Genomic DNA, 19,726 nt, shown 5'->3' with positions numbered 1-19,726 from the left:
ACGACGTCGGCCTGATGGAAGACCGCGCCACCCTGCGCATCTCCAGCCAGCACATGGCCAACTGGCTGCACCATGGCGTCTGCACCGAAGAGCAGGTGCGCGAAACCTTCGCCCGCATGGCCAAGGTGGTGGACCAGCAGAACGCCGACGACGGGGCCTATCAGCCCATGAGCGCCGATCCGGCCGCCAGCATCGCCTATCTGGCGGCGCTGGACCTGGTGTTCGACGGCCGCGTCCAGCCCAACGGCTATACCGAGCACATCCTCACCCGCCGGCGGCGCGAGCGTAAGGCGCAGTTGCGGGGATAGGACGTCCCGCCGGTCGGGCGCTCGTCTGGCCGGCTGGCTCTGCCCCTGAGCCTGAGCCGCGATCCGATTTCCGAAATCGGATCACGGCCCAGGTCCCTTGCGGGACGCGCGTTGAGAACCGTAACCGGTTCCCACCTATCGGACTGCGTCCTCGTTGGACGCCACGGGCTGGAAGTCCCGAACGAACCGCTCCAGCAGGCGCACGGTGAAACCCGCCGAGCCCGCCGGCTTGACCGCGTCGGCGGCCCCATAGGCCATTCCGGCGATGTCCAGATGGGCCCAGGGGATGTCGCGGCTGATGAACTCGCCGATGAAGTGCGCGCCCGTGCCCGCGCCCGCGCCCTCGCCGCCGCCGTTGCGCAGGTCGGCGATGGTGGAGGCGATGTCCTCGCCATAGCTGGGATGCAGGGGCAGGCGCCACAGCGGTTCGCCCACGGCGTCACCAGCCGCGGCCAGCTGATCGGCCAGGGCGTCATGGCGGCTGAAGAGGCCGGCATAGTCGTCGCCCAGCGCCGTGCGCACCGCACCGGTCAGGGTGGCCACGTCCACCACCGCGGCGGGCCGCAGATTGGCCTCCGCCCAGGCCAGGGCGTCAGCCAGGACCAGGCGACCCTCGGCGTCGGTGGAGACGATCTCGATGGTCTTGCCGTTCATGGCCGTCAGCACGTCGGCCGGGCGCACCGCGCGCCCGTCGGGCATGTTCTCGGCCAGGGCCGCGATGGCCACCAGATTGACCGGCGCCCCGGCCTTGGCCAAGGCCAGGGCCGCCCCGGTCACGCTGGCCGCGCCCGACATGTCCATCTTCATATTGCCCATATTGGCGGCGGGCTTGATGGAGATGCCCCCGGTGTCGAAGGTGATGCCCTTGCCGGCCAGCACCACCGGCTGGTCCGGCGCGCCGGCCCCGCGGTAGCGGATGATCAGCATGCGCGGCGGGCGTTCGGAGCCGCGCCCCACCCCCAGGATCGCCCCCATGCCCAGACGCTCCATGGCCGGCACGTCCAGCACCTCCAGGCTCACCCCCGGCACGCCGCGGAAGGCGGCCTGGGCGCGGGCCACGAAGCTCTCGGGATAGATGATGTTGGCCGGTTCGTTGGAGACGTCCCGGGCCCAGGCCATGGCGCTCACCAGGGCCTCGCCCCGGGGGCTGTAGGCGGCCTGGGCGGCGGCGGCCTGCTCGGTGACCACCACGGCGGGCCCGGGGGCCGGGCGGCTGCGCGCCTTGGCCTGGTGCAGATCGGAGCGGTAGGCGCCCAGGCCAAGGCCCGTGGCCAGCTCGGCGGCGGCCTGGCCGTCAGCCCCCAGGGCCAGGGCGGTGAGAGGGCCGGCCTCGTCCAGCGCCGCGCGGCCGGCCGCACGTCCGGCCTCCTGCCACGCCCGGGCCTGGGGCGCTTCGCCCAGGCCGACAAGAACGATCGCCGAGGCGCCGGGCAGACCGCGCAGCACCAGGGTCCGACGTTCGCCGAAGCCGAACTTGGCGCTTTGGGCCGCCCGGACCAGGGCCTCGCCCAGAGCGGGCTCCAACCCCGCCGCGCGGCGGCTGAGGTCGGCGGCGTCGGAGGCGGGAACCACCAGCACCCCGTCCGGGGTCCGGGCCGGCGTCGAGGCCGAGAAGCTCACCGCGCGCCAGACGGGCGCCGGCGCCGGCGCCGTGCGGCCGGCCTCCGAGACCGGGCCCGACGTCGTCCGCGCCTGGGCCTGGGCCGCCAGGGGCGCGGCCCCGGCCATCACGGCGGCGCAGGCGGCAAGGATCAGGCCCGAGGCCTGGGAGCGAGCAAGGGTCATGGAGCCTCCAGAATCGTCAGCGGCCAACCTCGGCCGCACCTTGCCGCCAATGAAGGCGAGCCGGGCGCCCAGGGCAAGCCTGGGCCGGCGGGTCAGCCGCCGGGATGCAGCCCGGGCGCCTCCTGGCCGGTGCGGGCGACATATTCCGTATAGCCGCCGCCATACTGGTGGACGCCCTGCGGCGTCAGCTCCAGCACCCGGTTGGACAGGGCGGCCAGGAAGTGCCGGTCGTGGGAGACGAACAGCATGGCGCCTTCGAAATCGGCCAGGGCCGCCACCAGCATCTCCTTGGTGGCCATGTCCAGGTGGTTGGTGGGCTCGTCCAGCACCAGGAGGTTCGGCGGATCGAACAGCATCTTGGCCATGACCAGACGCGCCTTTTCGCCCCCGGAGAGCACGCGGCAGGGCTTTTCCACATCATCGCCCGAGAAGCCGAAACAGCCCGCCAGATTGCGCAGCACCCCCTGGCCCGCCTGCGGGAAGGACCGCTCCAGGGACTCGAAGATGGTCTCCTCGCCCTCGAGCAGGTCCATCGCGTGCTGGGCGAAATAGCCCATCTTGACGCTGGCCCCGATGTTCACGGTTCCCTCGTCCGGGGCCGCGGCGCCCGCCACCAGCTTGAGCAGGGTGGACTTGCCCGCCCCATTGGCGCCCAGGACGCACCACCGCTCCTTGCGGCGCACCAGGAAGTCCAGCCCCTCATAGACCCTGTGCGCGCCATAGCCCTTGTGGACGTTCCGCAGGCTGACCACGTCCTCGCCCGAGCGCGGCGGGCTCTGGAACTCGAACGCGATCGTCTGGCGCCGGCGCGGCGCCTCCACGCGCTCGATCTTGTCGAGCTTCTTGACCCGGCTCTGGACCTGGGCGGCGTGCGAGGCGCGGGCCTTGAACCGCTCGATGAACTTGATCTCCTTGGCCAGCATGGCCTGCTGGCGCTCATACTGCGCCTGGCGCTGCTGTTCGCTGAGCGCCCGCTGCTGGTCGAAGAAGTCCAGATCGCCCGAATAGGTGATCAGCGACCCGGCGTCGATCTCCACCACCTTGCCGACGATCCGGTTCATGAAGGCCCGGTCGTGGGACGTCATCAAGAGGGCGCCGTCATAGCTCTTGAGGAAGGCCTCGAGCCAGATCAGGCTCTCCAGGTCCAGGTGGTTGCTGGGCTCGTCCAGCAGCATGGCGTCGGGCCGCATCAGCAGGATCCGCGCCAGGGCGACACGCATCTTCCACCCGCCGGAGAGCAGGCCCACATCGCCGTCCATGCGTTCGGCGCTGAAGCTCAGGCCGGCCAGCACCTCCCGGGCGCGGGCCTCCAGGGCGTAGCCGTCCAGTTCCTCGAACCGCTCCTGCACCTCGCCATAGCGCTCGATGACGGCCTCCAGCTGGTCGGCCTGATCCGGATCGACCATGGCGGCCTCCAGGCGCGCCATCTCGGCGGCCAGGGCGCTGACCGGACCCACCCCGTCCATCACCGCGGCGACCGCGCTCTGGCCGGACATCTCGCCGACATCCTGGCTGAAATAGCCGATGGTCGTGCCCGGATCGACCACCACCAGCCCGTCGTCGGGCGGCTCCTGACCGGTGATCATGCGGAACAGGGTCGTCTTGCCGGCGCCGTTGGGGCCGACGAGCCCCACCTTCTCACCCTTCTGCACGCCCATCGAAGCCTCGATGAACAGGATCTGGTGGCCGTTTTGCTTGGAGATGTTGTCGAGGCGGATCACGGGCGGTCTGCTAGCCTGCGCCGCCCCAGAAGGCCAGCCCCCTCGCCGCCCGAGGACCGCCTGGAACGGCCAGGGGGAGACGGCCCCCCGACGTTCAGCTTGGGGAGCCGGGTGCAGACAGTTTCGCTAGCTTCTTGAGGACGGCGCCTGGGAATTTGGAGCGGATGAAGGGAATCGAACCCTCGTCGTGAGCTTGGGAAGCTCCTGCTCTACCATTGAGCTACATCCGCCCAGGGTCGCCAAGCCGGTTTCTGGCATATGGCCCGACCGCCCGCAAGTTGCCGCGTCCACCCAGAGCCACACGCCACCCCCAAGGCGCCGCCTGCCCAGCCAGGAAGACCAACGACAGTGGCTTGAACGAGAACAGAAGACGTTGAATCCCGAGTGGAAGCCGGGCGATCTCATCGTAATCTGATACCCCGCGCCCCCCTAAGGCCTAACCCCATGAATCCGCCGGTCGATACCTCATCCTTCCAGCTCGCCGGCGTGCCCGATCCTGAAGAGGACGCTCGGCTCGCGGTTCGAGAGGAGGAGGCTCGGGCTTATGTGGGGAGCTTTGCGTGGTCCAAGCCCATTCGGGAGGTGCTGCTGGCCTTCGGCATGAGCGGCATCCTCTCGCTCTTCCTCTTCCGTTTCGAGGAACCGATCCGATGGGAGGGCGAAGAGGATATCGAACTCTGGGTGATCGTCGGCGACCTTCCGCCGGCATATTTCGCGACCGACGACTCGCCCAACCCCGGAGAGGCGCTGGAGACGTATTGCGTCTTCATGGAGGATTGGGCGAGCCGCATTCTAAACGGCGAGGATCTGACGGGCGCCTACCCGATCGCGGCCGCCCCAACCGAAGAACATGCACGGATGCTGAAGAGCCGGCTCGAATACATCCGGCAGGAAATCATCCCAATCGTCGGGATCGAAGGGTCCGATGACAATCAGCGCAACTAGGTTGTCGCTTCCACGGACGCGGGTCGGTGGAGAAGTCCCCATCGCCATCGCCCTTGCTTCCCCGCCCGTCACCCAGGCTAGCTTGGCTGTCTTCATGATCGGGGAGGACGACACGATGATCGGCTATGTGACCTTGGGCGTTAGCGACCTGGAGCGCGCCAAGACCTTCTATGACACGGTGCTGGCCCCCCTGGGCGCCAAGCGCGCCTTCGGCAGCGACCGGATGCAGGGCTTTTCCAACGGGGCGGGGGGCATGCTGAGCGTCTGCACTCCCTATGACGGCGAGGCGCCGACCCATGGCAACGGGACCATGGTGGCCCTGTCGGCCCCCTCTCGCGAGGTGGTGGACGAGGTCCACGCCATCGCCCTGAAGAACGGCGCGGCCGACGAGGGCACGCCGGGGATCCGCATCCCCAACTTCTACGGCGCCTATTTCCGCGATCCCGACGGCAACAAGCTCTGCGTCTTCAAGATGGGCTGAGGCCAGCCCGCTTCATCGCCAGGGTCGGAAGTGTTTCGACAGCTTCAGACCCTGGCGCTGATAGTGCGACCCGCCCTCCCCATAGAGGCGCGAGGGCTTTTCGGTGAGCGGTTCATAGACCAGCCGGGCCACGGTCTGGCCGTCCTCCAGCAGGAAGGGCGTCTCATGGCTGCGCACCTCCAGCACCCCGCGCGAGCCCTGGCCGCCGGCCTCCTCGGTGCCGAATCCGGGATCGAAGAAGCCGGCATAGTGGACGCGGAACTCCCCCACCGAGGGGTCGATAGGCGTCATCTCGGCGGCCTGCAGCACGGGGATCTCCACGGCCTCTTTTGAGGCCAGGATGTAGAACTCCCCCGGATCGAGCAGCAGCTCGCCGCGGCGGGGCTCCAGCGGCTCCCAGAAATCACGCGGATCGTGGCCGTCCTCGTGGTCCATGTCGATGACGCCCGCATGCCGCCGGGCCCGGAAGCCGGCCACCCCCTCGGTCAGGTCCACGCCGACGCTGCGCAGGTCGAGCTTGGGCGGCTCCCCCCGCTTCAGGCGCAGCTGATTGAGCCGGGTGCCGGTGCGGACCAGGATGGAGAAGGTCTGGGGGGCGATCTCCATATAGAGCGGCCCGCCATAGCCCTCGGCCACATCATCGAAGGCCGCCCCATGGTCGGTGAGCAGGCGCACGAAGACGTCCACCCGCCCCGTGGAGCTCTTAGGGTTGGCCCGGGCGGCCACGCCCGGCGGCAGGGCCAGCGCCTCCTGCAGCTCGGCGATATAGACGCAGCCCTTTTCCAGCACCGCCCCGCGGGTCAGGTCCAGCTCGTGCATGGCCACGTCGGACAGCCGCTCGGCCACCCTGCGTCCCAGGCCCGGCAGGAAGGAGGCGCGCACCCGCCAGGCCCGCACGCCCAAGCGCAGGTCGAGACTGGCCGGCTGCACCTGATCGGCGTCGAAGGGACTGGCGGCGGTGACCGCGCCCTGGGCGATCAGGGCGTCGATGGCCTGGCAGGGCAGAATGCCGGCCGAGAGGGAAGCATGAGTCATCGGCGCGACACTTGCCCCTGGCCATGAGTCTGGCAAGCACCAGCCCCTTGACCCGGGCCTGACGGGGGCGTTTGTGCGCAGCCTTGCCACACTCTGGGAAGGAGCACCCCATGGCTGAAGATCCGCGCGACTGGACCCAGGCGACCAAGCTGGTTCGCGGCGGTCTCATGCGCACCGAGCACGGGGAGATTTCCGAGGCGCTCTTCCTAACCCAGAGCTTCGCCTATGACAGCGCCGCAGCCGCCGACGCCCGCTTCGCCGGGGACGCGCCGGGCTTCATCTACCAGCGCTTCGGCAACCCCACGACGCAGATGTTCGAGGACCGCCTGGCCCTGCTGGAAGGCGCCGACCTGTGCCGCGCCACCGCATCGGGCATGTCGGCGGTGCATGTGGCGCTGACCGGCCTGCTGCGGGCGGGCGACCATCTGGTGGCCGGACGCGCCCTGTTCGGCTCGTGCCGCTGGATCATCTCCGAGTGGCTGCCCCGGTTCGGCGTGGAGGTCACCTATGTGGACGCCACCGACCTCGCCGCCTGGCGCGAGGCCGTGCGCCCCAACACCCGCTGCTTCCTGGTGGAAAGCCCCGCCAACCCCCTGCTGGAGGTCACCGACATCGAGGCGGTGGCCCAGATCGCCCACGACGCCGGCGCGCGGCTGGTGGTGGACAATGTCTTCGCCACGCCCATCTTCCAGAAGCCCCTGGCCCTGGGCGCCGACATCGTCGTCTATTCGGCCACCAAGCATATCGACGGCCAGGGCCGCGTGCTGGGCGGCGCCATCCTGGGCGCCGAGGCGCTCATGGTGGAGGCCTATAAGGACATCCTGCGCCATACCGGCCCGGCGCTCTCGCCCTTCAACGCCTGGGTGCTGCTGAAAGGCCTGGAGACCCTCGACCTGCGCGTGCGCCGCCAGAGCGACAACGCCGCCCAGGTGGCCGACGCCGTGGCCGCCCACGCCAAGGTGCGCAAGACCGTCTATTGCGGCCGGCCCGACCACCCGCAGGCGGCGATCATCGGGCGGCAGATGAGCGGCGGCGGCAATGTGCTGGCCTTTGACCTGGGGGACCGCGAGGCCGCCTGGCGGTTCCTGGACGCCCTGCAGATCATCGACATCTCGAACAATCTGGGGGACGCCAAGTCCATGGCCACCCACCCCTGCACCACCACCCACCGCTCCATGCCCGCCGAGGAGCGGGAGTCCATCGGCCTGACCGAGGGCTGGGTGCGCATGAGCGTGGGCCTGGAGGGCGCCGCCGATCTGGTTCGTGACGTGGAGCGGGCCCTGGACCAGGCCTGAGTCTGCCTCAGGCCTGGGCCTTCACCTCGTCCGGCGACAGACGATAGACCTTCGAACAGTACTCGCAGGTGACATGGATCTTGCCGTCCGGCTCGATCATGTCGCTCTGTTCGCCCACCTCGAAGGACGCCAGCACGTTGCGGATGCGCTCTTCGGAGCACCGGCAGAAGGCCCGCAGGGGCTTGGGCTCGAAGACCCGCACCCCGTCCTCGTGGAACAGGCGGAAGAGCAGGGTCTGGCTGGACAGGCTCGGATCGAGCAGCTCGTCCTCGCCGATCGTCTCGAAGAAGGCCTGGCTGCGGGTCCAGGCTTCCTCGGTGGAGCCCCGGGCCTCGTCGGCGGCGATGTTCTGGATCAGCATGCCGCCGGCCCGCCAGCTCAGGCCCTGGCCCACATCGGCCTGACCCACCGCCAGGCGCACCCGGGTGGGGGTCTGTTCGGACTGGGCGAAATACTGCTCGGCGCAGAGCGCCAGGGTTTCGCCCTCGATGGCGGTGACGCCCTGATAGCGGTCCATTTCGGGCCCCTGGTCCACCGTCATGATGAACACCCCCTGGCCCAGCAGGGTCCGGGCCCCGGGGCGGGCGAAGCCCTTGGAGACGGCGGCCACCTCATCCGGATCGAACCGGCAATAGCCGCGCAGGGCGCCTTCGGTGTCGTAGTCGGCGACCACATAGCGCACCGGCCCGTCCCCCTGGGCCTGGACGATCAGGCGCCCGTCGAATTTGAGCGCCGACCCCACCAGGGCGGCCAGGGCGCAGGTCTCGCCCAGCAGGTTGGCCACCGGCTCGGGATAGGCGTGGGCGGCGAGGATTTCGTCGATGGCCGGACCCAGGCGGACCAGGCGGCCGCGCACGGCCTCGCCCTCGATCTGGAAGGGGCCGACCAGATCGTCGGGGATGGGTGTGGTTTCAACTGACATGGAGCGGCCATATAGGGGCGCAGGCGCCCGATTGCGAGCCCCGCCTCAGATCGCCCCGAAACACCAGGCCAGGATCGACTTCTGGGCGTGGATGCGGTTCTCCGCCTCGTCCCAGACCTTGGAGCGCGGCCCGTCGATCACCGCGTCGGTGACCTCCTCGCCCCGATGCGCCGGCAGGCAGTGGAGGAAGATGCCGTCCCGGTCGGCCAGGGCCATCAGGGCGTCGTCCACCTGATAGGACTCGAAGGCCGCCAGACGCTCGTCATGGTCGGTGTCGCCCATGGAGACCCAGGTGTCGGTGACCACGCAGTCGGCGCCGCGCACCGCCTCGCGGGGGTCCTCCGTCATCTCCACCCGGCCCTGCATGTCGGCGGCCCGCGCCAGGTCGGTGAGGTCGGGGTGATAGACGGTGGGACAGGCGATGTTCAGCTTGAAGCCGAACTTGCCCGCCGCATGGATGAAGCTGGCGCAGACATTGTTGCCGTCGCCCACCCAGGCGATGGTCCGCCCGGTCACCGGCCCGCGATGCTCCTCGAAGGTCAGCAGGTCGGCCATGATCTGGCAGGGATGGCTGCGATCGGTCAGGCCGTTGATCACCGGCACGGTGGAGGCCAACGCGAGGCGCTCCAGATCCTCGTGGGTGTTCGCCCGCAACATGACGGCGTCGACCATGCGCGAGAGCACCTTGGCGGTGTCTTCCACGGGCTCGCCGCGGCCGAGCTGCATGTCCGCCGAGGTGGAGATCAGTACGTCGCCGCCCAGCTGGCGCATGGCCGCGTCGAAGGAGAAGCGCGTCCGGGTGGAGTGCTTCTCGAAGATCATCGCCAGCACCCGGTCGCGGGCCGGGGCGTCGGCGTCCACGCGGCCCATGGGCCAACCCGCGCGGGCGGCTTTCCGGGTGCGCGCATCATCGAGGATGGCGCGCAGGTCGGCGGAGTCCATCCGCCAGAGGTCGAGAAAATGTCTGGGAGCGGTCATCGGGGAAGTCCCATCGACCCCGCCGCGGCGTCCTGAAATGGAAACGGCGACGCCGCCTTCGGCGCGGGGTCCTTGATCAATGAATGTCCCGGACAAGCCGGGCGTGAAGGGGTCAGGGGCGTGAAGGGATCAGGCCGCGGCGCGCGCCTGGGCGCGGGCGGCCTCGCACGCGCGTTCGAAACGCGCGATGGCCTCGCGCGCCTCGTCCAGGGTGAGCGTCAGCGGCGGGAGCAGGCGCACGCAGTTGTCGCCGCCGCCGGCGATCAGCAGGTGCTGGTCGCGGGCATGCTGCATGAACTCACGGTTCGGCGTGGCCAGCTTGACCCCGATGAGCAGGCCCTTGCCGCGCACGTCCACCACCACGTCGGGATAGCGGTCGCGCAGGCCCGACAGCTGCTGGGTGAAATAGCCGGCCACCTCGCGGACGTGGTCCATCAGCTCGGGCTTGGCCAGTTCGTCCACCGCCGCCAGACCGACGGCCATGGCCAGGGGATTGCCGCCATAGGTGGAACCGTGGGAGCCGACATTCATGGCCGCCCCGGCCTCGATGGTGGCCAGGCACGCGCCCACGGGGAAGCCCCCGCCCAGGGCCTTGGCCACGCACATGATGTCGGGATCGCCCTCGCCGTCAGCCCAGTCATAGGCGAACAGACGTCCGGTGCGGCCGAGGCCGCACTGGATCTCGTCATAGATCAGCAGGATGCCGTGCTCATCGCACAGCTGACGCAGGCCCTTCATGCAGGCCACCGGCAGGGCCCGGGCGCCGCCCTCCCCCTGCACCGGCTCGATGATGATGGCCGCGGTGGTGGGGCCGATGGCCGCGCGAAGCGCCTCGTGGTCGCCATAGGGCAGCTGGACGAAGCCCGGCAGCGGCGGCCCGAAGCCTTCCAGATAGGACTTGTTGCCCGAGGCGTTCACCGCCGCGACGGTCCGACCGTGGAAGGAGCCCTCGAACCCGATGATGTCGATGCGCTCGGGATTGCCCCGCGCCCAGTGATACTTGCGCGCCGTCTTGATGGCGCACTCCACCGCCTCGGCGCCGGAATTGGTGAAGAACACCACATCGGCGAAGGTCTCGGCGCACAGCCGCGTGGCCAGCGCCTCCTGGCCCGGAATCTTGAAGATGTTGGAGACGTGCCAGAGCTTCTCGGCCTGATCCTTCACCGCCTGCACGAGCCGGGGGTGGGCATGGCCCAGGGCGTTCACGGCGATGCCCGCCATGCAGTCCAGATAGGCCTCGCCGTCCGCCGTGAACAGTCGCGCGCCCTCGCCTCGCTCGAACGCCAGCGGGGCGCGGTTGTACACGCCCATGATGTGGTCGCTGGGAACGGTCGCGGCGGATGTCGCGGTCTTTTCGGTCACGGGGGATGCCCTCCGAACGAAGCGGCCCCACGCCGTGGCGCGGGGACCTGGGAAGGCTCGATCTTTTCGGGCGTGAACCGCGATCTGTCAATGTGCCGGACAAGGGCGCCCGGCGTCGAGTTCCACCCTGTGTCGCCGGCGCCGATCAGGTCTTCAGCTTGTAGCCGCTCTCGAACATCCACAGGCAGATGCAGGTGAAGGCCACCACGATGCCGGCGGTCATGCCCACCCCGGTGATCAGCGAGCCCTCGGCCTGGCCGATGAAGCCGTAGCGGAACCCGTCGATCAGATAGAAGAAGGGGTTGAAATGGCTCGCCGTCCGGAAGGGCTCGGGCAGGCGATCAACCAGGTAGAAGGTCCCCGACAGGAAGGTCATGGGCATGATCAGGAAGTTGGTCACCGCGGCCATGTGGTCGAACTTCTCCGCCCAGAGGCCGGCCATGATGCCCAGCAGCCCCAGGATCAGCGAGGCGGCCACGGAGAAGTAGGCCACCGCCCACAGGTGGCTCACCGGCAGGTCGGTGAAAGGCTGAACGGCCACCCAGGTCACCAGACCCACCAGCAGGCCCCGCGTGGCCGCGCCCAGGGCGAAGCCCGCCACATGTTCGATGGGCGTCAGCGGGGGGGTCATGAAATCCCCCACCAGTCCGTTGACCTTGGCCTGCAGCAGGCTGGACGACGAGTTGGCGAAAGCGTTGTTGAGTATGGTCATCATCACCAGGCCAGGGGCGATGAAGGTCGCGAAGTTCACCCCGTGGATCGAGGGACGGGCGCCGGCCACGGCCACCACGAAGACCATCATATAGAGCAGCGACGTGACCACCGGCGCGGCCAGGGTCTGCATCCCCACCTTCCAGAAGCGCTTGACCTCACGCAGATAGAGAGTGCGGAAGCCCGGCCAGTTGAAGCCGTGATAGGCGCGGGGCGCGGGCGGAACGGCGGTGGCGATCTGGGCGGCGCGGGCGGGCGACATGTCGTTCATGGCGCACATGTGCGCTCCTGCGGCTCAGCCTGCAAGCCTGCGACCGTGCGACGCAATATGTAGTTCCTGTGGATGGAAGCAGGGGCGCCTATTGTGGCCCTTAAGGAAGTCTTTACGATATCTAGTAGTCCGTGGAGGCGGCGATCGCCCGCCAACACAAGATTTAGTTTCGGTCGGCTGCGCGGGGCGGTGAGACCGGGACAGCTCCGGCCGTTTGGGAGGCTCTGATGGGTTGGACTGACGAGCGAGTCGAAACGCTTAAGAAGCTCTGGCAGGACGGCCTCTCGGCCAGCCAGATCGCGAAGCAACTGGGTGGGGTCACCCGCAACGCCGTCATCGGCAAGGTCCATCGCCTGGGCCTGTCGGGACGCGCCGCGCCCTCGAAACCGGCCCGTCCGGCCTTCAAGGCGCCGCGGCCGCAACGCCCGGCCGCCGCCGCGCCGTCGGCGCCCCGGCGCATCGCCGAGCCTGCGCCCGTGGAGGCCGCCGAGCCGCAGCCGCCGGCCCGCTATGTGGAGGAGGCGCCGGGTTCAGCCACCGTGCTGACCCTGGGGGCGCACATGTGCAAGTGGCCCATCGGCGATCCGTCCAGCGACGGCTTCACCTTCTGCGGCCGCCGCGTCTCCGAAGGTCCCTATTGCGCCGAACATGCGCGCATCGCCTACCAGCCGGCCCAGACCAAGAAGAAGTCGGGCGGTTCAGACCTGGCCCGCTCCCTGCGGCGCTACATCTGAATCCGGCCGAGGAAACAAAGGGGCGGTCTGGCGACAGGCCGCCCTTTTCTGTTTCCGGTCGACGCGCGATAGGCTGAGGGCGATGAGCGACACCGCCCCCGATTCCAATGCGCGCGCCTATTCCGTCTCCGAGCTGGCGTTCGCGCTCAAGCGGACCCTGGAGGACGCCTACGGCTTCGTGCGCCTGCGCGGAGAGCTGTCCAAGGTCACCCACCATTCCAACGGCCATGTCTATCTGACGCTCAAGGACGAGCGCGCCGCCATCGACGGCGTGGTCTGGAAGGGATCGGTGCGGGGCCTGTCCATCCGGCCCGAACAGGGACTGGAGGTGGTGGTCACCGGCAAGATCACCACCTTTCCGGCCGGCTCGCGCTATCAGGTGGTCATCGAGACCATGGAGGCCGCCGGCGTGGGCGCCCTTCTGGCCCAGCTGGAGCGGTTGAAGGCCAAGCTTGCGGCCGAGGGGCTGTTCGACCCGGCGCGCAAGCGGCCCCTTCCCGGCATGCCCGCCGTCATCGGGGTGGTGACCAGCCCCACCGGGGCGGTCATCCGCGACATCCTGCACCGCATCCGCGACCGCTGGCCCTGCCAGGTGGTGGTCTGGCCGGTGGTGGTCCAGGGCGATCAGGCCGCCGCCCAGGTGAGCGCGGCCGTCCGGGGCTTCTGCGAGCTGCCGATCCAGGGCGACCTGCGGCGGCCCGATGTGATCATCGTGGCCCGCGGCGGGGGATCGGTGGAGGATCTCTGGGCCTTCAATGACGAAGGCCTGGCCAGGACCATCGCGGCAGCCGACATTCCGGTGATCTCGGCGGTGGGTCACGAGACCGACACCACCCTCATCGACTTCGTCTCCGACCGGCGGGCGCCGACGCCCACGGCCGCCGCCGAGATGGCCACCCCGGTCCTGGCCGAACTGCGGGCGGGGATCAGCGACCTGACCGCGCGCCTGCATCGCTGCGGCGGCCGGGTGGTGGACGACCGCCAGGGGCGCGTGCAGAGCGCAGCGCGCAGCCTGGCCCGGGTCCCTGATCTGGTGGAGATGGCCGCACAGAGGTTCAACCTGGCCGCCGGGCGGCTGCATGCCGGCCTGCAGAAGAACGCCGCCGCCCACGAGCGAGACCTGGTGCGGATCACATCGCGCCTGCAACCCGCCCTGCTGCTGCGCCCGCAGGAGGCCCAGGCGCGCAAGCTTGAGGACCTGGCCGCCCGCATGGCCGCCCGGCCGGCGGACCTCCTGGCCGGGGCCGACCAGAGGCTGCGCCTGGCGGAGGGACGCTTGGGCGCGGCCCTGCAACGCAGCACCGGAGAGCATCAGCGGGACCTGAACAGGATCGCCGCCCGCCTGACCCCTGACCTGATGGCCCGGCCGCAGGCGGCCCAGCGCCAGCGGCTCGAGGCCCTGGCCGCCCGCCTGACGCCGGCCATGGAGAGGACCACCGGGCGACTGGCCGAACGCCTGGCGGCCCTGGAGAAGCTGCGCGTCTCGCTCAATCCGGATGGTCCCCTGTCGCGGGGCTTCGCCCGGGTCCACCGGGCCGACGGCGCCCTGGCCAGGCGCGGCGCCGAGCTCGTCAGCGGCGAGGCTGTGAGCCTGGTCTTTGCCGACACCCAGCGCGAGGCGGTCATCGCCGGCGGTCCGCTCGACGGACCCGCGCCGACAGCCTCCAGGCCCGCGACCCGGCCCGCCCCCCGACGCAAGACCGAAGGTCCGCCCCAGGGCGACCTCTTCTGAGCCCCCCTGGCTCGCAGGCGTCAGGCGCGATAAACTGTCACCATGAACGCTCATGATCGTGACCTGACCGGCCGGCCCGCGGACCTGGCCGTCCTGCACTATGGGGATGGCGAGTTCGTCGTCCTGAAACCGGGACGCCATGTGGTCTGCGCCGTTTCGGGCGTGCGCATTCCCATCGAAGCCCTCCGTTACTGGAGCCCGGCCCTGCAGGAGGCCTATGCCGGTCCCGCCGAGGCGTATGAGCGCTGGAAGGCGCAGAACAGCTAGGCGCCCATCGAGGCCGGGGGCGCCCGCCGGCCTATCTGCGCTTGCGGGCGTAGATTTCGGTGGGCCAACGCTTGTGGGTCCAGAACCATTCGGCCGGCCGCTCACGGACGCGCTCCTCGACGAAGCGGTTGATCCGCTCCACCGTCGCCTGGATGTCGGCGGTGCGGTCGCCGGTCTTCACCGGCTTGATCGGGGGATGGACCACCACCCGGAAGCGGGCCTTGTCCAGCCGCTGGACCGACATGGGCTGCAAGACCGTGTCGAAACGGAGCGCCAGGCGCGACGGGCCCGGCGCGGTGTGGGCCATCCGCCCGAACACCGGGGCGGCCACGCCGCTGTTGAACTTCTGATCGTTCATCAGCGCCACCGACTCCCCCCGCCCGAGGGCCTCCAGCACTTCGCGAGCGCCGTCCCCGCCCTTGGGGGCGAACAGCCGAACCCCGTACTTGAACCGGTTTCGGCGGATGCGGGCGTCGAAATAGGGATTGTTCGCCGGGCGATAGGTCATGTGGCAGGTGACGCCGGAATTGGCGATGACCGCGGGCATGATCTCCCAGTTGGACAGGTGGCCCGAGACGAAGACCACCGCCTCGCCGGTCCGCGCGATCTCGGCGAGCCGCTCGCCGCCCTCCAGCCTGATCCGGTCCCTCGCCCGCACGATCCGGTCGATGATGGGAAACTCGGCGAAGGTTCGCCCCGTCTGGCTCCATTGGGCGTCGGCCAGGGCGTCGATTTCCTCCGCCGGCAGGTCCGGGAAGGCGATGCGCAGGTTCTGCAGCACGACCCGGTGGGCGCTGGTCATCGGCCCCAGGCGGCGCAGCAGCCAGGAGCCAAAATCGGACACCCAGTCGATCGGCAGGATACGCGCCGGCGCCGTGACCAGGTCATAGGCCAGGGCCTCCAGGCGCCAGGCCAGATCCTGGCCGAAGGAGGGGCGTGCGTCGCTCATGGCGCTTGATAGGCGCGCCGGGCGGGTCTGCGCAACGCGAACCGCAGTCGCTTGGCGCGCGACTTGCGGGGTTCAGGGCGCGTCGTCTCCAATTGGGACGGCGTGTTCTCTTAACCGTGAGGGGGAAAGAGTATGGGCAACGAAATCGATGTCCACCTGGGCAAAAGGCTCCGCCGTCGTCGTCGCCTGCTGGGCCTGACCCAGCAGCAGCTTGCGGGCGCCTGCGGCGTTCGCTTCCAACAGATTCAGAAGTACGAGTGCGGCGCCAACCGCATCTCAGCCGCCCGTCTCTGGCAGTTGTCCGAGGCGCTGGAGGTTCCGGTGGCCTATTTCTATGACGGCCTTTCGGCCAGCCGGCAGCCCTGCGCCGACACCAGCGACTCCGCCGGCGGCGAGGTTTTGGCCAGCAAGGAAACCATGGATCTCATCCGGGCTTACTACCAGCTCGGTGAACGCCCGCGGCGTCGGCTGCTCGACCTGGCCAAGTCCCTGAATGGGGAAGGCGAAGCCGGCTGAGCCGGCGGGAAGCATTTCGCTCGCCCGCGGAGCGCGCTACATCGGGCCCATGTTGTCGTCCGATGAGATCGAGCGCTTCGAGGCCCTGCTCCTCGAGCTGAATCACGCCGCCGCCCAGGTGGCCCTTCCCCTGTTCCGGGCCGACCACGGCCTGGAAGACAAGGGCGCCGCCAAGGGGACGGTCTTTGATCCCGTCACCGCCGCCGACCGCGGGGCGGAGGCGGCGATCCGCAAGATCCTGGCCGAGCGGTTTCCCGAGCACGGGGTGATCGGCGAGGAGTACGGGGAAGATCGCCCGGACGCGGAGTTCGTCTGGGTGCTCGATCCCATCGACGGGACGCGGGCCTTCATCGCCGGCCTGCCCCTGTGGTGCGTGCTGATCGGGCTGAGGCGGCATGGCCGGCCCGTGCTGGGCTCCATCGGCCAGCCCTATCTGGATGAGATCTATATGGGCCATGCCGGGGGCTCGCGGCTGCTGCGCCAGGGCGCCAGCCGCCCGCTCAAGGTGCGGCCCTGCCCGCAGCTGACCCAGGCGACCATCTCCACCACCGATCCCGAAGCCTGCTTCGACGGGGCCGAGCACGGCGCCTGGACCCAGGTCCGCGCCGCCGCGCGCCTGGCGCGGCTCGGCCTGGACGCCTATGGCTACGCCATGGTCGCCGCCGGAACCATGGACATGGTCATCGAGGCGGGCCTGAAATCCTGGGACATCGACGCCGCCATCCCCGTCATCGAGGGGGCCGGCGGCCTGGTCACCGACTGGCGCGGCCGGGCCCTGGGCGACCAGGGCGGACAGGTGGTCATCGCCGGGGACCGGGCCTGCCTGGACGAAGCCCTGGTGGCCCTGCGGCGCTCGGCCAAGACCTGATCAGGTCGCCGGCGCGACCTGGTCGGCCAGGGCGTCGAACTGGGCGAAGAAGACCGCCCGACGCTCGTCGGTCTCCATCAGGATTTCGTGCAGGGCGCCCTTGACCGTGACGAGCCGTCCCTCGGGCAGCGCCTTGGCCACGCGGGCCTGGGCCGCGTTGTCCACCAGCTTTTCCTGCTCTGCCGAGCAGATGATCACCGGCAGGGTGACCGACGAGAGGTTCTGCGGCCTTGCGAAAAAGTCGGCGGCCTTGAGCGCGAAGGCCAGCCAGCTCCAGGTGGGACCGCCCAGGGCCAGGTCGCGATTGGCCGCGATCACCGCACGCCCCCGGGCGAAGCGCACCCGGTCATGGGTCAGCACATTGTCCTCGAAGGTGTCGTCGAAGGGCTTGCCGGGATCGTTGAGCACGTATCCCCCGCCCCTCCCGGTGAGCCGGTTCAGGGTCACCAGCGCCCGCACCATCCTCGGATAGCGCCCCACCCGAACCCCCAGCATGGGCGCCGAAAGGACCGCGCCAGCGAAGCGCGACGCCTGGCCCTTGGCCAAGGCCAGCAGGGTCAGGCATCCGCCCATGGAGTGACCCACGGCCAGCCAGGGCCGGGGCAGGTCGGCCTCATAGGCGGCCAGCAGGGCGTCATAGTCGGCGAGGAAGGACTCCCAACCGGCGGCATGGCCCCGCAGACGGTCGGGCAGTTCCCGGTGCGACAGGCCCTGGCCCCGCCAGTCATGGATGAGCACCACGAAGCCGCGGGCCGTCAGGTCGCCGATCACCTCGGCATACTTCTCGATGGCCTCGGTGCGCCCGCTGCTCAGCACCACCGAGCCCCGCGCCGGCCCCTTGGCCGGGAAGAGGCCCGCCCGCAGACGGGCTCCGCCGGCGCCGGTGAACCACTCCACCCGACCGCCCGCAGGAAGCGGGACGCCGGGGGTTTCGACGAAGGGGGCGGGTTCAGCCATGGAAATGCGTCTCCTTCAGGCGGCCTGGGCGAAGAGGGCCTGGATCCTGGACTGCATGGACATGGCGAGCGCCATGTCCGACATCCGCAATCGGCGCCGCATCAGGGCCATGGCCGGATCGAGCCGCCGACGACCCAGGGCCACCAGATCGTCCAGGCTGACCGTGACGACCAGGTCGGCCGGCGCATCCTGATTGGTCACCTGAGAGCCGTCGATGTGGATGAATCCCGCCCCTTTCAGGTCGATCTTGACCACGTGGGGCAAGGGGTCTGCGGTCGCCACGGCCTGGGCGATCCTGTCCGTCAGCTGTTCGATGGACGCCATGTCGCCTCCTGGCCAAGCCTCTGAAGCCGTCGCCTGCGATCTGGCAGTAAACGCCCGTCGCCAGGGTGACAAGCTGGCCGGGCACATGCATATTGCGAATAGTTCTCATAATAAAGAGACGGGAGGGACTTCATGCGCCGGCTCGACATCGCCGATCTCGATCAGGTCTATCGCGCCCCGGGCAAGCTGGTGCTCGACAAGGTGCTCGACCATGTGGACCGCCACGGCCGGGACTTCATCGGTCTTTCGCCCTTCTGCGTGGTCAGTTCATCCGGCCCGGACGGCGGGCTCGACGTGTCCCCCCGGGGCGGCGAGCCGGGCTTCGTACATGTGAGCGAGGATGGCCGGCGGCTGTTCCTGCCGGACCGGCCAGGCAACAACCGGCTGGACACCCTACGCAACATCCTGGGCGGATCGGGCCGGATCGGCATGATGTTCATGATCCCCGGCTTCGATGACGTCTATCGCGTGAACGGCGCGGCCTGGGCCAGCGATGACGCCGACCTTCTGAGCCGTTTCGAGGAATTCGGCCGGCTGCCGCGCCTGGTGCTGATGATCGATGTGCAGGAGACCTTCCTGCACTGTCCCAAGGCCATCATGCGCGGACGGCTATGGGACCCCGAGGCCCGCGTGGATCGCAGCGCTCTGCCCAGCGGGGCGGAGATGATTTCCGACCAGCTGAACCTGGGCAAGCTGCCGGTGACCAACGAGCAGATCATCGAGAGCTACCGCCAGCAGCTCTGAGACCGCCGACGGCCGGCGGCGCCGGACGCTCAGGTCGGCTTGATGAACCTGAGCGTCATGCGGTCGCTCTCGCCTATGGCCTCATAGGGGGTGCGGTCGAAATTGGGATCGTGCGGCTCGCCCCGGGGCGAGGTGCGTCCCACTGGCGGCAGGGTCCAGACCCCGAAGGGATGGTCCTTGGTGTCCCGGGGATTGGCGTTGATCTCGCTCGTCTTGTCGAGGATGAAGCCGGCCTCCTGCCCCAGGCGGATCACATAGGCCTGTTCCACATAGCCGCTGGCCGCGGCGGGATCCTGAACCCCGCCGGGATTGGCGCGATGTTCCACAACGCCAAACACGCCGCCGGGCTTCAGGGCCGCCAGGGCGTCTGCGAAGGCCTTTTCGACAATGCCCGCCGCCATCCAGTTGTGGATGTTGCGCGCCGTGAAGACGAGGTCGGCCGCACCGGCCGGCGCCACGGGACCACTGGTGGGTCCGAAGGCGGTGATCTCCACATCCCCATAGAGCCGGGGCTTGGCCTGGAGCTTGGCGCGATAGGCCTCCACCACCTCGCTGGAGACCGGATCGCTGGGTTCCAGATTGGCCGCATAGAGCTTGCCGCCGGAGGCCGCCAGGAAGGGCGCCAGTATGTCGGTGTACCAGCCGGCGCCAGGCCAGAACTCCACCACGGTCATGCCGGGCGCCAGGCCAAAGAAGGTCAGGGTCTCCACAGGGTGGCGCCAGACGTCCCGCGCCCGGTCGGCCTCGGCGCGCCACTGGCCCGCCACGGCCTCTTCCAGGGTCATGGGCGAGGCCGGCAGAGCCGGACCCGCCTCTTCCCC

At 69.4% G+C, this 19,726-nt stretch carries 20 protein-coding genes, 1 tRNA gene and 2 pseudogenes; 11 read left to right on the top strand and 12 right to left on the bottom strand.

Annotated elements, in window-relative coordinates:
• Positions 1–308: pseudogene (locus V7D28_RS06060) on the top strand (malate synthase G); the annotation flags it as partial.
• A gap of 135 nt (positions 309–443) precedes the next feature.
• On the opposite strand, the gene V7D28_RS06055 reads toward V7D28_RS06060, so the two are convergent.
• The 3 genes from V7D28_RS06055 to V7D28_RS06045 form a co-directional block, all read right to left on the bottom strand.
• Positions 444–2,093, bottom strand: coding sequence for a leucyl aminopeptidase (locus tag V7D28_RS06055; RefSeq protein ID WP_333586469.1), 1,650 nt, complete (start codon positions 2,091–2,093; stop codon positions 444–446).
• A gap of 92 nt (positions 2,094–2,185) precedes the next feature.
• Entirely contained in the window at positions 2,186–3,814 is a 1,629-nt protein-coding gene (locus V7D28_RS06050; RefSeq protein ID WP_333586468.1) for an ABC-F family ATP-binding cassette domain-containing protein, read from the bottom strand.
• Between the two features lie 156 nt (positions 3,815–3,970).
• A tRNA-Gly gene (locus V7D28_RS06045) sits at positions 3,971–4,044 on the bottom strand.
• A gap of 214 nt (positions 4,045–4,258) precedes the next feature.
• Between V7D28_RS06045 and V7D28_RS06040 the strand changes: the two genes are divergently transcribed.
• Both V7D28_RS06040 and V7D28_RS06035 read left to right on the top strand, forming a co-directional pair.
• Positions 4,259–4,759, top strand: coding sequence for a hypothetical protein (locus V7D28_RS06040; RefSeq protein WP_333586467.1), 501 nt, complete (start codon positions 4,259–4,261; stop codon positions 4,757–4,759).
• Between the two features lie 94 nt (positions 4,760–4,853).
• Positions 4,854–5,240: a VOC family protein gene (locus V7D28_RS06035; protein ID WP_333586466.1), complete on the top strand. Its 387-nt coding sequence runs from the start codon at positions 4,854–4,856 to the stop codon at positions 5,238–5,240.
• 12 nt (positions 5,241–5,252) lie between these two features.
• On the opposite strand, the gene V7D28_RS06030 is transcribed toward V7D28_RS06035, so the two are convergent.
• On the bottom strand, positions 5,253–6,275 hold the full coding sequence (locus tag V7D28_RS06030; RefSeq protein WP_333586465.1) for a 2'-deoxycytidine 5'-triphosphate deaminase: 1,023 nt from the start codon (positions 6,273–6,275) through the stop codon (positions 5,253–5,255).
• A 110-nt stretch (positions 6,276–6,385) separates the two neighbouring features.
• Here V7D28_RS06030 and metZ point away from each other — a divergent pair, with 110 nt between their 5' ends.
• A complete protein-coding gene (metZ, locus tag V7D28_RS06025) occupies positions 6,386–7,570 on the top strand; it encodes an O-succinylhomoserine sulfhydrylase (protein WP_333586464.1) in 1,185 nt (394 codons plus the stop codon).
• Between the two features lie 7 nt (positions 7,571–7,577).
• Here the strand turns inward: metZ and V7D28_RS06020 are convergent, their stop codons facing one another.
• The 4 genes from V7D28_RS06020 to V7D28_RS06005 all read right to left on the bottom strand — a co-directional run bounded on the left by V7D28_RS06020 (position 7,578) and on the right by V7D28_RS06005 (position 11,814).
• The gene (locus tag V7D28_RS06020; RefSeq protein WP_333586463.1) at positions 7,578–8,492 is read right to left on the bottom strand and encodes an Hsp33 family molecular chaperone; all 915 of its coding nucleotides are present in this window, start codon (positions 8,490–8,492) and stop codon (positions 7,578–7,580) included.
• A 45-nt stretch (positions 8,493–8,537) separates the two neighbouring features.
• On the bottom strand, positions 8,538–9,470 hold the full coding sequence (gene argF, locus V7D28_RS06015) for an ornithine carbamoyltransferase (protein ID WP_333586462.1): 933 nt from the start codon (positions 9,468–9,470) through the stop codon (positions 8,538–8,540).
• A 129-nt stretch (positions 9,471–9,599) separates the two neighbouring features.
• A complete protein-coding gene (locus V7D28_RS06010; protein ID WP_333586470.1) occupies positions 9,600–10,781 on the bottom strand; it encodes an aspartate aminotransferase family protein in 1,182 nt (393 codons plus the stop codon).
• A 196-nt stretch (positions 10,782–10,977) separates the two neighbouring features.
• Positions 10,978–11,814 carry an ABC transporter permease gene (locus V7D28_RS06005; protein WP_333586461.1) on the bottom strand — a complete coding sequence of 279 codons (837 nt, stop codon included), beginning with the start codon at positions 11,812–11,814 and terminating at the stop codon, positions 10,978–10,980.
• Positions 11,815–12,041: 227 nt separating this feature from the next.
• On the opposite strand from V7D28_RS06005, the gene gcrA reads away from it, so the two are divergent.
• The 4 genes and pseudogenes from gcrA (at position 12,042) to V7D28_RS05990 (ending at position 14,547) form a co-directional block, all read left to right on the top strand.
• Entirely contained in the window at positions 12,042–12,548 is a 507-nt protein-coding gene (gene gcrA / locus V7D28_RS06000) for a cell cycle sigma 70 cofactor GcrA (RefSeq protein ID WP_333586460.1), read from the top strand.
• 82 nt (positions 12,549–12,630) lie between these two features.
• Positions 12,631–13,881 (top strand): annotated as a pseudogene (xseA, locus tag V7D28_RS05995) (exodeoxyribonuclease VII large subunit); the annotation flags it as partial.
• A gap of 24 nt (positions 13,882–13,905) precedes the next feature.
• Entirely contained in the window at positions 13,906–14,280 is a 375-nt protein-coding gene (locus V7D28_RS15315; protein WP_442957899.1) for an exodeoxyribonuclease VII large subunit, read from the top strand.
• Between the two features lie 42 nt (positions 14,281–14,322).
• Positions 14,323–14,547, top strand: coding sequence for a DUF2093 domain-containing protein (locus V7D28_RS05990; protein WP_333586458.1), 225 nt, complete (start codon positions 14,323–14,325; stop codon positions 14,545–14,547).
• Positions 14,548–14,578: 31 nt separating this feature from the next.
• Here V7D28_RS05990 and V7D28_RS05985 read toward each other — a convergent pair whose 3' ends face one another.
• A complete protein-coding gene (locus V7D28_RS05985) occupies positions 14,579–15,496 on the bottom strand; it encodes a lysophospholipid acyltransferase family protein (protein WP_333586457.1) in 918 nt (305 codons plus the stop codon).
• Between the two features lie 132 nt (positions 15,497–15,628).
• On the opposite strand from V7D28_RS05985, the gene V7D28_RS05980 reads away from it, so the two are divergent.
• Positions 15,629–16,012 carry a helix-turn-helix domain-containing protein gene (locus V7D28_RS05980; RefSeq protein ID WP_333586456.1) on the top strand — a complete coding sequence of 128 codons (384 nt, stop codon included), beginning with the start codon at positions 15,629–15,631 and terminating at the stop codon, positions 16,010–16,012.
• A 49-nt stretch (positions 16,013–16,061) separates the two neighbouring features.
• A complete protein-coding gene (hisN, locus tag V7D28_RS05975; protein WP_333586455.1) occupies positions 16,062–16,880 on the top strand; it encodes a histidinol-phosphatase in 819 nt (272 codons plus the stop codon).
• Here the strand turns inward: hisN and V7D28_RS05970 are convergent, their stop codons facing one another.
• Complete coding sequence (locus V7D28_RS05970) at positions 16,881–17,837, bottom strand: alpha/beta hydrolase (protein ID WP_333586454.1); 957 nt, start codon at positions 17,835–17,837, stop codon at positions 16,881–16,883. It abuts the gene before it with no gap.
• A gap of 15 nt (positions 17,838–17,852) precedes the next feature.
• Entirely contained in the window at positions 17,853–18,161 is a 309-nt protein-coding gene (locus tag V7D28_RS05965; protein WP_333586453.1) for an SCP2 sterol-binding domain-containing protein, read from the bottom strand.
• Between the two features lie 132 nt (positions 18,162–18,293).
• Here V7D28_RS05965 and V7D28_RS05960 point away from each other — a divergent pair, with 132 nt between their 5' ends.
• Positions 18,294–18,905, top strand: a complete 612-nt coding sequence (locus V7D28_RS05960) for an MSMEG_1061 family FMN-dependent PPOX-type flavoprotein (protein WP_333586452.1) — start codon at positions 18,294–18,296, stop codon at positions 18,903–18,905.
• A gap of 29 nt (positions 18,906–18,934) precedes the next feature.
• Here the strand turns inward: V7D28_RS05960 and V7D28_RS05955 are convergent.
• Positions 18,935–19,726: class I SAM-dependent methyltransferase (locus V7D28_RS05955; protein WP_333586451.1), on the bottom strand; the 792-nt coding region annotated here is incomplete at its 5' end.

This window comes from Phenylobacterium sp., from assembly GCF_036723115.1.
Classification (GTDB): Bacteria; Pseudomonadota; Alphaproteobacteria; order Caulobacterales; family Caulobacteraceae; genus Phenylobacterium.
The sequence above is the reverse complement of the archived record's forward strand: the minus strand, read 5'-3'. Positions and strand labels throughout refer to the sequence as shown.